The following is a 14,787-nucleotide window of genomic DNA, read 5'->3' on the forward strand; positions in this document are numbered from 1 at the left end:
CCTTATCGCGGCCAACGGGTCTGATAGACACAAACCTGGCTTAAATGCCGTGCCCGCTGGAGCGGGGCGGGTGTCGCCTGTTACCATTCGCCGCTTATTGATCTTTGCTTTTCATTCTTTTCGAGACATGCCATGACCACCGTCCGCACTCGCATCGCGCCATCGCCTACCGGCGATCCCCATGTAGGTACCGCTTACATCGCATTGTTCAACTACTGCTTTGCCAAGCAGCATGGCGGTGAGTTCATCCTGCGCATCGAAGACACCGACCAGTTGCGTTCGACCCGCGAGTCCGAACAGCAGATTTTCGACGCCTTGCGCTGGCTGGGTATCGACTGGAGCGAAGGCCCGGACGTCGGCGGCCCGCACGGCCCATATCGCCAGAGCGAGCGTGGCGACATCTACCAGAAGTATTGCCAGCAACTGGTCGACATGGGCCATGCGTTCCCCTGCTTCTGCACCGCTGAAGAGCTGGACCAGATGCGCGCCGAGCAAATGGCTCGCGGCGAAACCCCTCGTTACGACGGCCGCGCACTGCTGCTGTCCAAGGAAGAAGTCGCGGCCCGCCTGGCCGCTGGCGAACCTCATGTGATCCGCATGAAAGTGCCAAGCGAAGGCGTCTGCGTGGTGCCGGACATGCTGCGTGGCGACGTTGAGATCCCGTGGGATCGCATGGACATGCAAGTGCTGATGAAGACCGACGGCCTGCCGACGTACTTCCTCGCCAACGTGGTCGACGATCACCTGATGGGCATCACCCACGTTCTGCGCGGCGAAGAATGGCTGCCGTCGGCACCGAAACTGATCCTGCTTTACGAATACTTTGGCTGGGAGCAACCAGAGCTGTGCTACATGCCGCTGCTGCGTAACCCGGACAAGAGCAAGCTGTCCAAGCGCAAGAACCCGACGTCGGTGACGTTCTATGAGCGCATGGGCTTCATGCCGGAAGCGATGCTCAACTATCTCGGGCGCATGGGCTGGTCGATGCCGGACGAGCGCGAGAAGTTCTCGCTGCAGGAAATGGTCGACAACTTCGACCTCAAGCGTGTCTCCCTCGGCGGGCCGATTTTCGACATCGAGAAGCTGTCGTGGCTTAACGGCCAGTGGCTGCGCGATCTGCCGGTGGAAGAGTTCGCCGCACGCGTGCAGAAGTGGGCATTCAATTCCGAATACATGATGAAGATCGCGCCGCACGTTCAGGGCCGCGTCGAAACCTTCAGCCAGGTTGCACCGCTGGGCGGCTTCTTCTTCGCGGGTGGCGTCAATCCGGATGCCAAACTGTTCGAATCGAAAAAGCTCTCGGGCGATCAGGTTCGCCAGTTGATGCAGTTGATCCTGTGGAAGCTGGAAAGTCTGCGTCAGTGGGAGAAGGACAACATCACCGCGACGATCCAGGCGGTGGTCGAATCCCTTGAGCTGAAACTGCGCGACGCGATGCCGCTGATGTTTGCCGCGATCACCGGGCAGGCGAGTTCGGTGTCGGTGCTCGATGCGATGGAAATCCTCGGACCGGACCTGACCCGTTTCCGCCTGCGCCAGGCGATCGACCTGCTGGGTGGCGTGTCGAAGAAAGAAAACAAAGAGTGGGAAAAGCTGCTGGGCGCTATCGCCTAAACGCTTCTGGCTTTGTGTAGGAGCTGCCGCAGGCTGCGATCTTTTGACTTTGGATTTTTAAAAACAAGATCAAAAGATCGCAGCCTGCGGCAGCTCCTACAGCTATGCCTTCGATGCAGACCTCCCGGATTTTCAGGGGGAGGGCGGTAAGTGATTGTTATGCCGACAAAAAACTTTGAAATATTTTAAAAATAAGTTTGACAGCCCTCCGATACGCCCTTAAGATTCGCCCCGTCCTCAGCGATGACATCAACGATGAGGGGCTATAGCTCAGCTGGGAGAGCGCTTGCATGGCATGCAAGAGGTCGACGGTTCGATCCCGTCTAGCTCCACCAATTTACACTTCGATGCCTGGCCACACTGGCTTCGAAGCGATCAACACTCAGCGTTGATCTGTTGTATAGAAGGGTTTGCGTCCCCTTCGTCTAGTGGCCTAGGACACCGCCCTTTCACGGCGGTAACAGGGGTTCGAGTCCCCTAGGGGACGCCAGTTTTACAGAAGCGATGTTGCAAGATGTCGCTCCGCCGCGAGGCGAAAAATCTGGGGCTATAGCTCAGCTGGGAGAGCGCCTGCATGGCATGCAGGAGGTCAGCGGTTCGATCCCGCTTAGCTCCACCAATTTTACACGTTCAAGGTCTGGCCACACCGTCCTTGAATCGATCAGCTCTCAGCACTGATCAGTTGTATAGAAGGGTTTGTGTCCCCTTCGTCTAGTGGCCTAGGACACCGCCCTTTCACGGCGGTAACAGGGGTTCGAGTCCCCTAGGGGACGCCACGATTACCCGCTCTGCGGGATTTATGAGGGTCATTCAATTATTGAATGGCCCTTTTGTTTGTCTGGCGTTTGGCCAATTCTCCTTTTCCTTACACTGTGCTTCAGACCAGCGGTCATATCCTTGACTTGCAGAATATTATTATGAGAATAATATTCTAGTCGTAATATTCGGAGGCAACGATGAACGATAAAAAAGCTCAAACCCGCGAACGCATCCTCAAGGCTGCCAGCGCCGCACTGATTCAGCGTGGCCCGGCAGACCCCAGCGTGGGCGAAGTGATGGGCGCAGCCGGCCTGACTGTCGGCGGTTTTTATGCGCACTTCGAAAGCAAGGACGCAATGATGCTCGAGGCGTTCAAGCAATTGCTTGGTCGTCGTCGCGACCTGATCGCCGATATGGACAGCGAACTGACCGGCGAAGAACGTCGCGCCTTGGTCGCTGCTTTCTACCTGTCGCGCAAACACCGCGATTCCAGCGACGCGGCCTGTCCGATCCCGGCCTCGATCGGCGAGCTGGGCCGCTTGCCGGATTCGTTCCGCATCGCGCTCAACGAACACCTGGAATTGATGCTTGCGCAGTTGGCGTCCAGCCCTGAGGACACCGACAAAGCTTTGGCCGACGTGGCCTTGATGGTGGGTGGTCTGGCACTCGCAAGAGCGCTCGGCCCGGGAGATTTATCCGATCGATTGCTGCGCGCCGCCAAGTCGGCGGTGCGTTGACCTGAAGGCAAACGCCTGAGGAGAGAGCGATGAACACGTTGAAGTGGGTTCGTGGCATTAATGGCACCTTGGGCTGGATTGCACCGCAACGAGTGGCAAGCAAAATGCGCCTGGCGTTCATGACGCCGCGGTCGCTGCCTCTGCGCGATTGGGAGTTGCCGTTGCTGGCCAATTCCGAACGGATCACTTTACGCTTCGGTCTGTCAGCCCTGCGCTGGGGCCAAGGCCCGACCGTTTTGCTGATGCACGGCTGGGAAGGGCGGCCAACCCAATTCGCCGCGCTGATCACCGCGCTGGTCGAGGCCGGTTACACGGTCGTCGCGCTCGATGGCCCGGCTCACGGCAGATCTCCAGGGCGTGAAGCCAATGTCGTGCTGTTCGCTCGGGCGATGCTCGAAGCCGCTGCCGAACTGCCGCCCTTGCAAGCGGTGATCGGCCACTCCATGGGCGGTGCCAGTGCGATGCTCGCCGTGCAACTGGGCTTGCGCACCGAAACCCTCGTCAGCATTGCTGCTCCCGCGCGAATTCTCGGCGTGCTACGTGGTTTCGCACGCTACGTCGGCATGCCGCCCAGAGCACGTTCCGCGTTCATTCGTCAGGTCGAGCAGGATGTCGGCATGCGTGCGGCCACGCTGGACGTCGCCCACTATCAACTGGATATGCCGGGCCTGATCGTGCATGCCGAGGACGACAAACTCGTCTCGGTCAAAGAATCGCGACTGATCCACGAGTCCTGGTTCGACAGCCGTCTGCTGCGCCTTGAAGCGGGCGGTCATCAGCGTGTGCTGGCCGACCCCCGGGTGATTGATGGCGTGTTATCACTGCTGGCCGGCCGCAGCCTGCAGGCACGGCAATCGGCGTAAGCATCCGTTACACTGCCCCGGTTGAATAAATCTGACCGGGAGTGGGGCATGGGTTGGGATCGGGCGACGCCGTTTACCATTGATCTGCAAGTGGGCGCCGAGGACATTGACGGCCTGGGACACGCGAACAACGCGGTGTACGTGACTTGGCTTGAGCGCTGCGCCTGGCGCCACTCGCAGCGTCTGGGGCTGGATCTGGTCGAGTACCGGCGCCTGGATCGGGCGATGGCGGTGGTGCGTCACGAAATCGATTACCTGGCCGCCGCCTATGAGGGCGACGAACTGCAGTTGGCGACCTGGATCGTCGATTGGGATCAGCGCCTGAAAATGACCCGGCACTTCCAGCTGATCCGTCCGAGTGACAACACCACGCTGCTGCGCGCGCAGACCACGTTTGTCTGTATCGAGCTGTCCACCGGCAAGCCCAAGCGCATGCCGGCCGAGTTCATCGAGGGTTATGGCCCGGCGATCCAGTCTCTCGAGTCAGCGAATATCTAAATGTGGGAGCGGGCTTGCTCGCGAAGGCGTCGTGTCAGTCAGTATTCATTTAGCTGATCCAGCGCTTTCGCGAGCAAGCCCGCTCCCACAGGGATCTGCGGTTTTGCGCGCAATCCAGTAAACTGCCGCACGTTTTTTCCTTAAGTAGTGTTTTCCCCATGCAAATTGCTCTGGCGCCCATGGAGGGGTTGGTCGACGACATCCTTCGCGACGTGCTGACCCGCGTTGGCGGCATCGACTGGTGCGTGACCGAATTCATTCGGGTCAACGATCAGTTGCTCACCCCGGCCTATTTCCACAAGTTCGGCCCGGAGCTGCTCAACGGTGCGCGCACGGCGTCCGGTGTGCCACTGCGCGTTCAGTTGCTGGGCTCGGACCCGGTGTGCCTGGCGGAAAACGCTGCGCTGGCCTGCGAGCTCGGCTCCCAAGTGATCGACCTCAACTTTGGCTGCCCGGCCAAGACCGTCAACAAATCCCGTGGCGGTGCGGTACTGCTCAAAGAGCCGGAACTGCTCAATCAGATCGTCGAGCACGTGCGTCGCGCCGTGCCGGCCCACATTCCCGTGACCGCGAAGATGCGCCTGGGCTTCGATAGCCCGGACGGCTCGCTGGTCTGTGCTACTGCGTTGGCCGAAGGCGGCGCCGAACACATCGTGGTTCACGCCCGGACCAAAATGGACGGCTATAAACCGCCGGCGCATTGGGAGTGGATTCCTCGCGTGCAGGACGTGGTGAAGGTGCCGGTGTTCGCCAACGGTGATATCTGGAGCGTCGAAGACTGGCGCCGTTGCCGCGAAATCAGCGGCGTGGAAGACATCATGCTCGGTCGCGGTCTGGTTTCGCGCCCGGATCTGGCCAAACAGATTGCCGCTGCACGGGCTGGCGAAGAAGTGGTCGAGATGACTTGGGCCGAGCTGATGCCGCTGATCCAGGACTTCTGGTTGCAGGCCAAGGCGCAGATGACTGCACGTCAATCCCCGGGTCGTCTGAAGCAATGGCTGGCCATGCTGACGCGCAATTATCCCGAAGCCACCGAGCTGTTTACCGTCCTGCGCCGTGAGACGGAACCGGATCAGGTCTCGCGTTTACTCGGTCTGCCTGCCGCCGAAGCGGCCTGAAAAAAATCTGCAAATAATCTCTTGAAATCAAATCAGCGGTCCCTATCTAAGGGTTACGCGATGCCGAATTCGGGTCGCGGAGTCAAAAAACCTTGCTGATTGTTTTCAGGAGATTTGAACCATGAGTACTGCATTTTCCCTCGCACCACTGTTCCGTTCCTCGGTAGGTTTCGACCGTTTCAATGACTTGTTCGAAACCGCCCTGCGCAACGAGCCAGGCAGCAGCTATCCACCCTACAACGTGGAAAAACACGGTGACGATCAATACCGCATCGTCGTGGCGGCAGCCGGGTTCCAGGAAGAAGACCTGGAGCTGCAAGTCGAGAAGGGTGTGCTGACCATCAGTGGCGGCAAGCGTGATGCCAACGAAGGCGTGACCTTCCTGCATCAGGGCATCGCCCAGCGTGCGTTCAAGCTGTCCTTCCGCCTGGCCGATCACATCGAGATCAAGGCCGCCGGTCTGAGCAACGGTCTGCTGAGCATCGACCTGTTGCGCGTGATCCCGGAAGAAGCGAAGGCCAAACGCATCCCGATCAACGGGGAGCAAAAACCGGCTCTGCAGCACTGATTCACTTGCGGACACACATTGTCTGAACAGGCGCTGAGCCGTTGAACGAAGGCCCCGATACGTCGGGGCCTTTTTTTGTGCTCGCAGGGAAACCGAACGCACTGTTTGCCGCTGCGGCCACGGCTCTTTACAATCCGCGCCAACAAGGCCGGCACTCCCTCATTCCCGCTGGCCCGGAGCCTTTGTTCATGGACGAAATCGAACAGCGCTGGCTATATGCGCTTTCTGCGCCTTTGGTCGCCCTCAATCCCGATGCCGACTACGCCGCCCCCACTTATTGCTTCGACCTCAAACACGTCGATGTCGAAGGCGGCTGGGGCATTACCACACGCGCGCAATTGCTCGATATGTTGAGCACAGCCGACACCGGGCACGCGACGTCTTTGAATGACGCCTACCGACAGTGGGAACGTTGCCTGCCGTCTGAATGGCAAGCCCTGCTCGACACGCTGGATACCCGCCAGCGCGCCTTTTATGAGTTGGCCAGTCGTACGTTCGGCGAATGTGGCGCTGGCGGTATTCGCGCCTGGGACATTGGCCGAATGGGCTTTCTGTTGCGCTCGGCGGTGCTGCACGGCTGGATCGATCTCACCGAAAGTCTCTGGCTGCACGGCCGCATGGCGGCGCGAGCGCGGTACTACTACGACAGTTGGACGAGTTACCTGAATGGCTTTGTCATCGGTAAAGCCTTCTGGCATTGCCTGGGCAATAAAGATGAGGAACTTGCCCACGAATACGATCGGCAAGGCGACTACATCGGCACCACAGTGGTCATCAGAAAGCTTGATCGCGATGCCCGCGAATTTTTTGCCCAGTTGCCCTGGGACATGCCCTTGCATCTGCTTGAACGGCCCGACTCATTAGGGGAGTTCGACTGGTCATGAGCTGCTGGATTCACTTGGGTATCGAGCCCACCAAAGACAATGACGTCATTCGCGGCGCCTACCGCGCGCGCTTGCCGCAACATCATCCTGAAACCGATCCGGAAGGATTTCAGGCACTGCGCGAAGCGTACGAACGTGCACTGCGTTTCGCCCGCGAGCAGCCTACCGAGGCGGACGAGCCAGTCGATGACGAGGTGAGTCCTGCCGACCAGACGTTGGCAGATTTCGAAGCGCTGCTGATCGATCCGGCACGTCGCTTCAGCCCGGCAGCTTGGCAGGCATTCAATCTAGAGTTGGATCGCCTGCCGCTGGAAGTGCTGGACGATGTTTGCTGGCCATTGTTGCGTGAATTGCTCGACGCGGGACCGATTTCCCACGCCTGCGCACGCTTGTTGGCGCAGCGCCTGGGCTGGGCGAGCCGGATGCTTGATCTGGCTTTCGACAACGCCCGGCATGTCGATGAGTTTTTGAAACGGATAGCCGCGCCGGACCCGTTCGACACGTCGTTGATGTGCCATTGGCCCGTCGTCGCGCAATTGGAAGCGCTCTGGTATGTGCGCACGCTGAATCATCTTCACCATAACGCTTCGCTCGACGATTTCCGCTATTTCGCCAGCCTGCACACCTGCATCCCGCTGCCTGCCGATGATGCACTGGTGCAACGTCTGGCGATCCAGTTCAGTCAGGCCGGCATTGCCAGTAAAGACTTTCTCGACATCGTCAGTGAGCAGCATCGGCTGGCGCCGGAGGATGTTGACTGGCTTTATCTGCTGGCCTGTCAACGCAGTGCGCTGGGCATGGAAGAGTTGGCGCTTCAGGCGTGGGTGCAACTCTGGCGAGAACATCAACATCCGAAAGCCGCCACCTGGTTGCTGGATTTGTGTGCGCGCCATCAACCACAGCGCTTGCCGCTGCTGATCCAGGCGTTTGATCGTCTGGAAAATTTCCGCGCCTGGTCCGCTGACCTCAGTGATGTCACCCAGGAATACGGCAGTCCTTCGCAGCGTCCGGAAACCTTGGGGCGCTGGTTCCGCGCGCGTCAGCTCGACTTGCAGGGCATCGCCGATGCCTTTGTCGAATGGCGCATCAGCGGTGACGAATTGCCCTTGCTGGCGTGGCTGATTATTGCCAGCGACGACCCGGCACTTCAGACGCTGTACCAGCACGCCTGGGCTTTGCATCGCGGCGATGTGCCGTTGCTGCAACGCGTCATGGATGCACCAGCGACTCCGGAGGTTCTTGATCAGCTGGTGCTGGAAGGCTTCAAGTACCAAGCCGATCAACAGATCTGCTGGTTGACCCAGGCCCCCATTCCGCGTGCCTTGCAAGCGTTTCTGAGCAGCGAAGAATCGGCGCAGCTGCCGCCGGAACTGCAAAAGGGCGAGCCGCTGGAGCTCAGTCTGCTGTGGATGCGCCGCTTGCGAGCCTATGATGCGCGGTCGCTGGCCCGGCTGGACGAGGCATTCAGCCTGGACAAGCGCGACGTCGTGCTCGATGGCCTGAAGCTGCAAGCGCAGCTGGCCGAGCAGGGCATGCTGCTGCCAGCCATCGATAACCCTGAGGCTGTCTGGGAATGGCATCGTCAGGCGTTGTACCTGCTGGCGATCCTCGACGAGCCGACACGTTGGCTGGGTGCGCAATCGGCGCACTGCATTGATTCGATGAGCGTTGCGCGTGAGCATCCATTGGCGCGTTTGCAGCCGCTGCTGTGTCGATTGAATCGCGAGCAGGGCAGCGCCAGTGGCCTGCTTGGCTGGCTGCAAGCAGCCGATCCGGTGCATGCCTTGCTCGCGCGTAAATTGTTCAGCGTACAGGAGGCGCTCGACAGTACGCGGCTGTTGAGCAATGACCGTTTGTACGAGTGCATGCGCAGCGACATCAGCCGCTTCAATGATGATTTGCTCGGCCGCATGCTGTTGGGCGGGGTGCTGTATCACGATCCGCTGCTGAATGCGCAACAGCGCAAATTCCTGCTTGAGAGCATTACCGAAGTCGTCAATCCTCAGGATTGGTTCGACGGATTCCGCCACAGTCTGATCAAAGGTGAACCCACACGCCCGCCGCGTGAGGTGCTGGAGGATGACGGCGTTGATTACACCAACGCGTTTTACCTGGCGCTGGATGTGCTCAAGGATCTGGCGCGTTACGGTAGCGCCGGGGTGCCGCGACAGAAAATTCTGATGCGCATGCAGCAGGCCAAGGACGACACGCACAATGGCCTCGGCTTACGCTTTGCCTTCAGTGCATTGCTGTCGTGGTCAGAGCGTTTGCTGTTGGCCAAGGCTGACACTCGGCCGACGCCTGCAACCGCGTTCTGGCGCCTAGGCACACGACTGGGGCGCGAGGCATTTATCGGTCAAGTGATCGGTATCGTGCTGCTTACGCCATTGCTGGCATTGTTCAGTGGTTCGATGTTTTCCGCTTTCGTGGTGTTGGCAGCGGCGCTGATGCTCATGCTCAGCGCCATTCTGCGGCGCTTGCATGACATGGGCCGAGGTGTCGCGACCTTTCTGGTGCTTGCCGGTCTGACGCCTGTCTTGCCGTTTCTGCCGCTGGTGCTGTTCGGCTTTCCCGGCGAGAAGCTGCCCAACCGCTACGGTGTACCACCGGACAGTGATCGTGAGGACACGTTATCCGGCGGTTTGCAGGCCGCGTTACGTCGACTCAACGGTTAGAGATGCAGCTCATCCAGCACTTTGTTGAGTTGTGAGCGGTGGCTGGCGATTTCTTCTGATCGCTGACCACCCAGCACCGAAGTGAAACTGTCCAGCCATTCGGCGATGCGCTGACGCTCGTCGCCGAGGCTTTGCATCCACGCACGTTCCAGTCTCGCCAGCAGGGTGCGGTTGGGCAGGGCGTCGCGGGGATGAATTTTCAGTGCGGCCAAACGCTCGTGGCTGGTCTGGCGCGATTGCTGGTCAAGCCCGGTAGGGCTGCGGTCGATGCTGTGGCTGTGGCGTTCGCCGGTTTCCAGCAGCGTGACATCGACTTCAAGCAGGCCATTGATGTCATAGCTGAAGCGCACATCAAGTGCCTGAATATGATCGATCGGCGTCAGCGTGACATCGAAAGCATCGATGAAAATGTTGTCGCGCACCCACGGCCGTTCGCCTTGATATACCTCGATACGGATTTGTTTCTGCTGCGGATAAGTCGTTTGATAGCGCTCCACCCGTGACGTCGGAATGATGGTGTTGCGCTCGATGATGGGCGAGAAGGCCCCTTCGATGCCTTTGCCGCGCATGGTCTCGATACCCAATGTGTAAGGGCAGACATCGGTCAGGATCAGTTCTTCTACCGCCCCATCGCGCGCCTTGCACGCTGCTTGCGTTGCCGCACCCAGCGCAACGATCGTATCCGGATCAAGATGCCGATAAGGCAAGCGCCCAAATAGTGTGGCGACCATTTGCTGCACCGCCGACATCCGCGTAGCGCCGCCCACCAGCACCAGGCTGTCGAGGTCGCGGGGTTTCAGTCGGGCGTCGCGCAGGGCTTGTTCGATCGGTGCGCGCAAACGGCCGAGCAGTGGCTCCCAGATCTTCACTGCAGCGGCTTCGTCCAGCGACCATTCCAACGTCTTGCCGGCATGCCGCCAGCTCAATGGCTGCGTGCCTTCGCCGAGTTTGCATTTGAGCTGTTCCAGCGCATCGCCAAGGCTGGCCATGCCTTGCGCGTCGATCATCGACGGGGTCAGTTGCCAGTTCTTGAGGCAGGCTTGCAGCAGCGCGGCGGTGAAGTCTTCGCCGCCGAGGAAGTTGTCGCCGGTGGACGCGTGCACCTCAATCAACGGCAGCGCATATTCCAGCACCGTGACGTCAAAGGTGCCGCCGCCCAGATCGAAGATCAGCGTGCGTTCGAATTTCTGCTCATGCAGCCCATAGGCCATGGCGGCAGCGGTCGGCTCATTGATCAGGCGGGTGACGGACAGTCCGGCCAGTTCCGCAGCAAACAGCGTGCGCTTGCGTTGCTCGTCGCTGAAATACGCCGGCACGGAAATCACTGCTTCCGACACCGTGTGGCCAAGAAATGCTTCGGCGTCCTGCTTGAGCGAGCCGAGCACCAGTGCCGACAACTCTTCCGGGCTGAACTGACGATTGCCAAGCTGGACTTGTTTGTCGCTGCCCATGAATCGCTTGAAAGCCGCCGCGGTACGTTCCGGGTGGGTGGTCAGTCGGGCGCGGGCGGCTTTGCCGACCAGAATCGTGTCGTCCTCATCGAGGCTGACCACCGAGGGGGTCAGCACGTCGCCGAGGGCGTTGGGAATCAACCGGGCCTGACCCTCCTGCCAGACGGCGATCAGGCTGTTGGTGGTGCCAAGGTCAATGCCCAGCAGGGCCGGGCGGGGAAGGGTTGCATCCTGCATGCTAGATCTCGAAACGGAGCAAAAAACGCGACCCTACAGGTTGCTGTCAGCACTGGCAATTGCCGCTCTGTTGCAACCTGCGCGCTTCATGGCAGCAGCTTTTTCAGATCCTCCAGCGGCAGCGGCCGACTGTGCAGATAACCTTGATACAAATGGCAGCCCAGGCCTTGCAGGAACGCCAACTGCTCCGGCGTCTCCACGCCTTCGGCAATGACTTCGAGCTCGAGGCTGCGGGCCATGGCGACGATGGCGCGGATGATCTCGGCGTCGTTCGGGTCGGTGGTCGCATCGCGGATGAACGACTGGTCGATTTTCAGGGTGTCCACCGGCAAGCGCTTGAGGTAAGTCAGCGACGAATAACCGGTTCCGAAATCGTCCATGGCGAAGCTCACGCCAAGTTTTTTCAGGCGACGCATTTTGCTGATGGTGTCTTCCAGATTCTGGATGACGATGCCTTCGGTGATTTCCAGTTTCAGCAGCGAGCAGGGCAGATCATGGCTGGTCATGCTGTGTTCGATGCGCTCGACGAAATCGTTCTGGCGAAACTGCCGAGGGCTGATGTTCACGCACAGGCTGAAATCCAGCGGGTCGACCCGTTTCTGTGCGATCAATTGTTTGAAGGCCGCGCAGGCCTCGTCGAGGATCCAGGTACCGACTTCCAGGATCAGGCCGCTGTCTTCCAGCACCTTGATGAATTCGGTCGGTGACTGCGCGCCCAGCTCCGGGTGATTCCAGCGCACCAAGGCTTCGGCGCCGATGATGCGGTTGTCCCGCGCGTCGACCTGGGGCTGGAAATGCACTCTGAATTCGCCGCGAGACAGCGCCAGGCGCAAATCGGTCTCCATGCGCAGCCGTTCGCTGGCCGCTTTCTGCATGGTGTTGTGATACATCGTCGTGGTGTTGCGCCCCGAATCCTTTGCCCGGTACAGGGCGATGTCCGCGCGTTTGAGCAGGTCGGTCGGCGTTGAGCCATGATCGGGAATCAGCGCCACGCCAATGCTCGGCGTCACTTGCAGACGCTGGCCGTCGAGGAACATCGGCTCTGACAGCAATTCACGAAGGGTGTCGGCCAGTTCGCGCACCTGTGCGCTGACTTCATTGCGCGTGCCTTCCAGGCCACTGAGCAACACCACGAACTCATCGCCGCCCAGGCGCGCCACCGTATCTTCCATGCGCACGCTGGCTTCGAGCCGTGCGGTGATGATCTTCAGTACCGTGTCACCCACAGGGTGACCAAGGGAATCGTTGATGTGTTTGAAGTGATCCAGATCGAGGAACAGCAAAGCTCCGCGCAGGTTGTGACGCTTGAGCAGGGCGATCTGCTGGCTCAGGCGATCCATCAGCAGGGCGCGGTTGGGCAGATTGGTCAGCGGGTCGTGGTAAGCCAGGTGGCGGATTTGTGCTTCAGCGTTTTTCAGCAGGCTGACGTCGCGGGCGGTCAATAGCAGGCATGCGGTTTCGTTGAGGGTGATCGGCTCGATCGAGACTTCCACCGTGAGCATTTCCCCACGCTTGTTGCGCCCGAGCATTTCCTGATGGTGCACGCGGCCCTTGATCTGCAACTCGGCGAACAAGGCCGAACGCTGTTTCTCCTCGGCCCAGATACCGACCTGATACACCGTCTTGCCCACCACTTCATCGGCGCGATAGCCGGTGAGGCGGCAGAAACCGTCGTTGACCTCCAGGTAGCGCCCGGTGTCGCGCTCGGTGATGGTGATTGCATCGGGGCTGGAGTGAAACGCCTTGGCGAATTTCTCTTCGCTGGCCTTGAGTGCCGCTTCCGAGCGTTGCTGCTGGGTGATGTCGCGCAGCGTGGTGACGATGCACGGTTGGTTGCCGACGCTGATCTGCCGGCTGGAAATCACGCAGGTCAGCGATTGGCCGTCCTTGTGCTGGACGATAATGGCGACGTTGCTCAGGCCTTGTTCGCGGATCACCCGTTCGATGCGTTGCAGGCTTTTCGCCGAGGCATCCCACAGGCCGATTTCTTCGGCAGTGTGGCCGATCACGTCGGCGGCGCTCCAGCCGAATGTCTGGGTGAAGCTTGAGTTGATTTCAATGAACTCACCGCTGTCCTGGCGCGTGACGCAGATCGGGTCGGGGCTGACCTGGAACAGCGTGGCGAATTTTTCTTCTGAAGCCACCAGCCGTTGTTCGCGTTCGACCTGATCGGTGATGTCCAGCAGGGTACCGGCCATGCGCAACGGCGCGCCGTTATCGTCGCGATAGAGGCGCGCGCGGCTTTCCAGATAGCGCGAGCTGCCGTCCGGCAGTTGTACCCGGTATGTCAGCTGATAGTTGCCCGCCGGGCCTTCGCGCAGGCTTCGATAGGCGTCGCGCATGTTGTCTCGCTCTTCGCCGGGCACGCCTTCGAAAAACTCATCGAACGATTCATGGAACGGAATCGGCTCAAGGCCATGCAACTGTGCAGCGCGTGCAGAACCGTAGAGCATGCCGCTGGGGATGTGCCAGTCCCAGGTGCCGAGCTGCGCCGAATCCAGCGCCAGATCGAGGCGTTCCTGGCTGTCTTTCAAGGCGTGTTCGGCGGCTTTGCGCTCGGTGGTGTCGAGGAATGTGCTGAGCAGATAGGGCTGGCCTTCGAGTTCGACCTTTTGCGCACTGAGAATGCCGTCAAGGACTTGGCCGTTACTGGCGCGAAATTGCACTTCCATGCTGACCAGCTCGCCCTTGGCTTTGGTCTTCTTGACCAGTTCGGCGCGCTGCTCGGGATGCACCCACAGCCCAAGTTCCAGGGTGGTGCGGCCAATGGCGCTCTGCACCGGCCAGCCGAACAGACTTTCGAAATACTGGTTGGCCTCGCTGATCAAACCGTCTTCCTGTCGCGTCAGCAACACCATGTTCGGGCACAGATGAAACAGCGTGGCGAAACGTTTCTCCGAGCTGCTCAAGGCCTGTTCGCGCTGGCGCTGATGGGTGATTTCGCGAATCACCCCGATCATTCGGGGGCGGCCATTTTTGTCCGGAAGCAGACTGCCGTTGATTTCCAGCCAGTGCAGGCTGCCGTCGGGCCATCGGATGCGGTGGTGCATCGCCTGTTCCAGCGGTGCGCCGGCAATCACCGCGTGGAAGGCGCGTACGGTTTTCGCCCGGTCTTCCGGTGGCAGCAAATCGAGGTATTCGAGGTCTTCCGGCAACGGTTGCCGCGGATCGAAACCGAACAACGCCTGGGTGCCCCGTGACCAACTGATCTGCCCACGCTCGATGTCCCAATACCAGGCGCCGAGCCGTGCGCCGTTGAGCGCCGCCAGCAATTGCGGCGCGCTCTCCCAGCTCTGCTCGGAATGTCGCGGGTCAATGGCTTGAATGCGCGGCATCGGCGGAATTCGGTCAACAGACTTTGGCATCGTTAACAGGCCTTGAGC

Annotated in this window: 10 protein-coding genes and 4 tRNA genes; 12 read left to right on the forward strand and 2 right to left on the reverse strand. The window is 60.0% G+C overall.

Features of this window, described 5'->3' with window-relative positions:
* Positions 1-132 precede the first annotated feature (132 nt).
* The 12 genes from gltX to ATI02_RS03835 all read left to right on the forward strand — a co-directional run bounded on the left by gltX (position 133) and on the right by ATI02_RS03835 (position 9,716).
* Positions 133-1,614, forward strand: a complete 1,482-nt coding sequence (gene gltX, locus ATI02_RS03780) for a glutamate--tRNA ligase (protein WP_095188344.1) — start codon at positions 133-135, stop codon at positions 1,612-1,614.
* Positions 1,615-1,873: 259 nt separating this feature from the next.
* Positions 1,874-1,949 (forward strand) — tRNA-Ala (locus tag ATI02_RS03785).
* Between the two features lie 79 nt (positions 1,950-2,028).
* A tRNA-Glu gene (locus ATI02_RS03790) sits at positions 2,029-2,104 on the forward strand.
* Positions 2,105-2,157: 53 nt separating this feature from the next.
* Positions 2,158-2,233 (forward strand) — tRNA-Ala (locus ATI02_RS03795).
* A gap of 81 nt (positions 2,234-2,314) precedes the next feature.
* Positions 2,315-2,390 (forward strand) — tRNA-Glu (locus tag ATI02_RS03800).
* Between the two features lie 180 nt (positions 2,391-2,570).
* The gene (locus ATI02_RS03805) at positions 2,571-3,110 is read left to right on the forward strand and encodes a TetR/AcrR family transcriptional regulator (RefSeq protein ID WP_095188345.1); all 540 of its coding nucleotides are present in this window, start codon (positions 2,571-2,573) and stop codon (positions 3,108-3,110) included.
* Between the two features lie 29 nt (positions 3,111-3,139).
* Positions 3,140-3,973 carry an alpha/beta fold hydrolase gene (locus tag ATI02_RS03810; RefSeq protein ID WP_095188346.1) on the forward strand — a complete coding sequence of 278 codons (834 nt, stop codon included), beginning with the start codon at positions 3,140-3,142 and terminating at the stop codon, positions 3,971-3,973.
* A 48-nt stretch (positions 3,974-4,021) separates the two neighbouring features.
* Positions 4,022-4,471, forward strand: coding sequence for an acyl-CoA thioesterase (locus ATI02_RS03815; protein WP_025111177.1), 450 nt, complete (start codon positions 4,022-4,024; stop codon positions 4,469-4,471).
* A gap of 158 nt (positions 4,472-4,629) precedes the next feature.
* Positions 4,630-5,589, forward strand: a complete 960-nt coding sequence (locus tag ATI02_RS03820) for a tRNA dihydrouridine synthase (protein WP_095188347.1) — start codon at positions 4,630-4,632, stop codon at positions 5,587-5,589.
* A gap of 121 nt (positions 5,590-5,710) precedes the next feature.
* A complete protein-coding gene (locus ATI02_RS03825; protein ID WP_095188348.1) occupies positions 5,711-6,157 on the forward strand; it encodes an Hsp20 family protein in 447 nt (148 codons plus the stop codon).
* 188 nt (positions 6,158-6,345) lie between these two features.
* The gene (locus ATI02_RS03830) at positions 6,346-7,041 is read left to right on the forward strand and encodes a DUF1266 domain-containing protein (protein ID WP_100845476.1); all 696 of its coding nucleotides are present in this window, start codon (positions 6,346-6,348) and stop codon (positions 7,039-7,041) included.
* Positions 7,038-9,716, forward strand: coding sequence for a DUF805 domain-containing protein (locus ATI02_RS03835; RefSeq protein ID WP_100845477.1), 2,679 nt, complete (start codon positions 7,038-7,040; stop codon positions 9,714-9,716). Before ATI02_RS03830 ends, ATI02_RS03835 begins: the two co-directional genes overlap by 4 nt.
* Here the strand turns inward: ATI02_RS03835 and ATI02_RS03840 are convergent.
* Together ATI02_RS03840 and ATI02_RS03845 are read right to left on the reverse strand one after the other, a co-directional pair.
* Positions 9,713-11,404 (reverse strand): molecular chaperone HscC, encoded by a 1,692-nt coding sequence (locus tag ATI02_RS03840; RefSeq protein ID WP_100845478.1) that lies wholly within the window; start codon positions 11,402-11,404, stop codon positions 9,713-9,715. The genes ATI02_RS03835 and ATI02_RS03840 overlap by 4 nt on opposite strands.
* Before the next feature lie 86 nt (positions 11,405-11,490).
* A complete protein-coding gene (locus tag ATI02_RS03845) occupies positions 11,491-14,769 on the reverse strand; it encodes a PAS domain S-box protein (RefSeq protein ID WP_095188352.1) in 3,279 nt (1,092 codons plus the stop codon).
* Between the last annotated feature and the right edge of the window lie 18 nt (positions 14,770-14,787).

It is taken from the genome of Pseudomonas baetica (assembly GCF_002813455.1).
GTDB lineage: Bacteria > Pseudomonadota > Gammaproteobacteria > Pseudomonadales > Pseudomonadaceae > Aquipseudomonas > Aquipseudomonas baetica.

What these genes read in the sequence shown, in the direction of transcription:
- gltX (WP_095188344.1), top strand. Translation starts at nt 133, where the DNA reads ATGACCACCGTCCGCACTCGCATCGCGCCATCGCCTACCGGCGATCCC.
- ATI02_RS03805 (WP_095188345.1), top strand. Translation starts at nt 2,571, where the DNA reads ATGAACGATAAAAAAGCTCAAACCCGCGAACGCATCCTCAAGGCTGCC.
- ATI02_RS03810 (WP_095188346.1), top strand. Translation starts at nt 3,140, where the DNA reads ATGAACACGTTGAAGTGGGTTCGTGGCATTAATGGCACCTTGGGCTGG.
- ATI02_RS03815 (WP_025111177.1), top strand. Translation starts at nt 4,022, where the DNA reads ATGGGTTGGGATCGGGCGACGCCGTTTACCATTGATCTGCAAGTGGGC.
- ATI02_RS03820 (WP_095188347.1), top strand. Translation starts at nt 4,630, where the DNA reads ATGCAAATTGCTCTGGCGCCCATGGAGGGGTTGGTCGACGACATCCTT.
- ATI02_RS03825 (WP_095188348.1), top strand. Translation starts at nt 5,711, where the DNA reads ATGAGTACTGCATTTTCCCTCGCACCACTGTTCCGTTCCTCGGTAGGT.
- ATI02_RS03830 (WP_100845476.1), top strand. Translation starts at nt 6,346, where the DNA reads ATGGACGAAATCGAACAGCGCTGGCTATATGCGCTTTCTGCGCCTTTG.
- ATI02_RS03835 (WP_100845477.1), top strand. Translation starts at nt 7,038, where the DNA reads ATGAGCTGCTGGATTCACTTGGGTATCGAGCCCACCAAAGACAATGAC.
- ATI02_RS03840 (WP_100845478.1), bottom strand. Translation starts at nt 11,404, where the DNA reads ATGCAGGATGCAACCCTTCCCCGCCCGGCCCTGCTGGGCATTGACCTT.
- ATI02_RS03845 (WP_095188352.1), bottom strand. Translation starts at nt 14,769, where the DNA reads ATGCCAAAGTCTGTTGACCGAATTCCGCCGATGCCGCGCATTCAAGCC.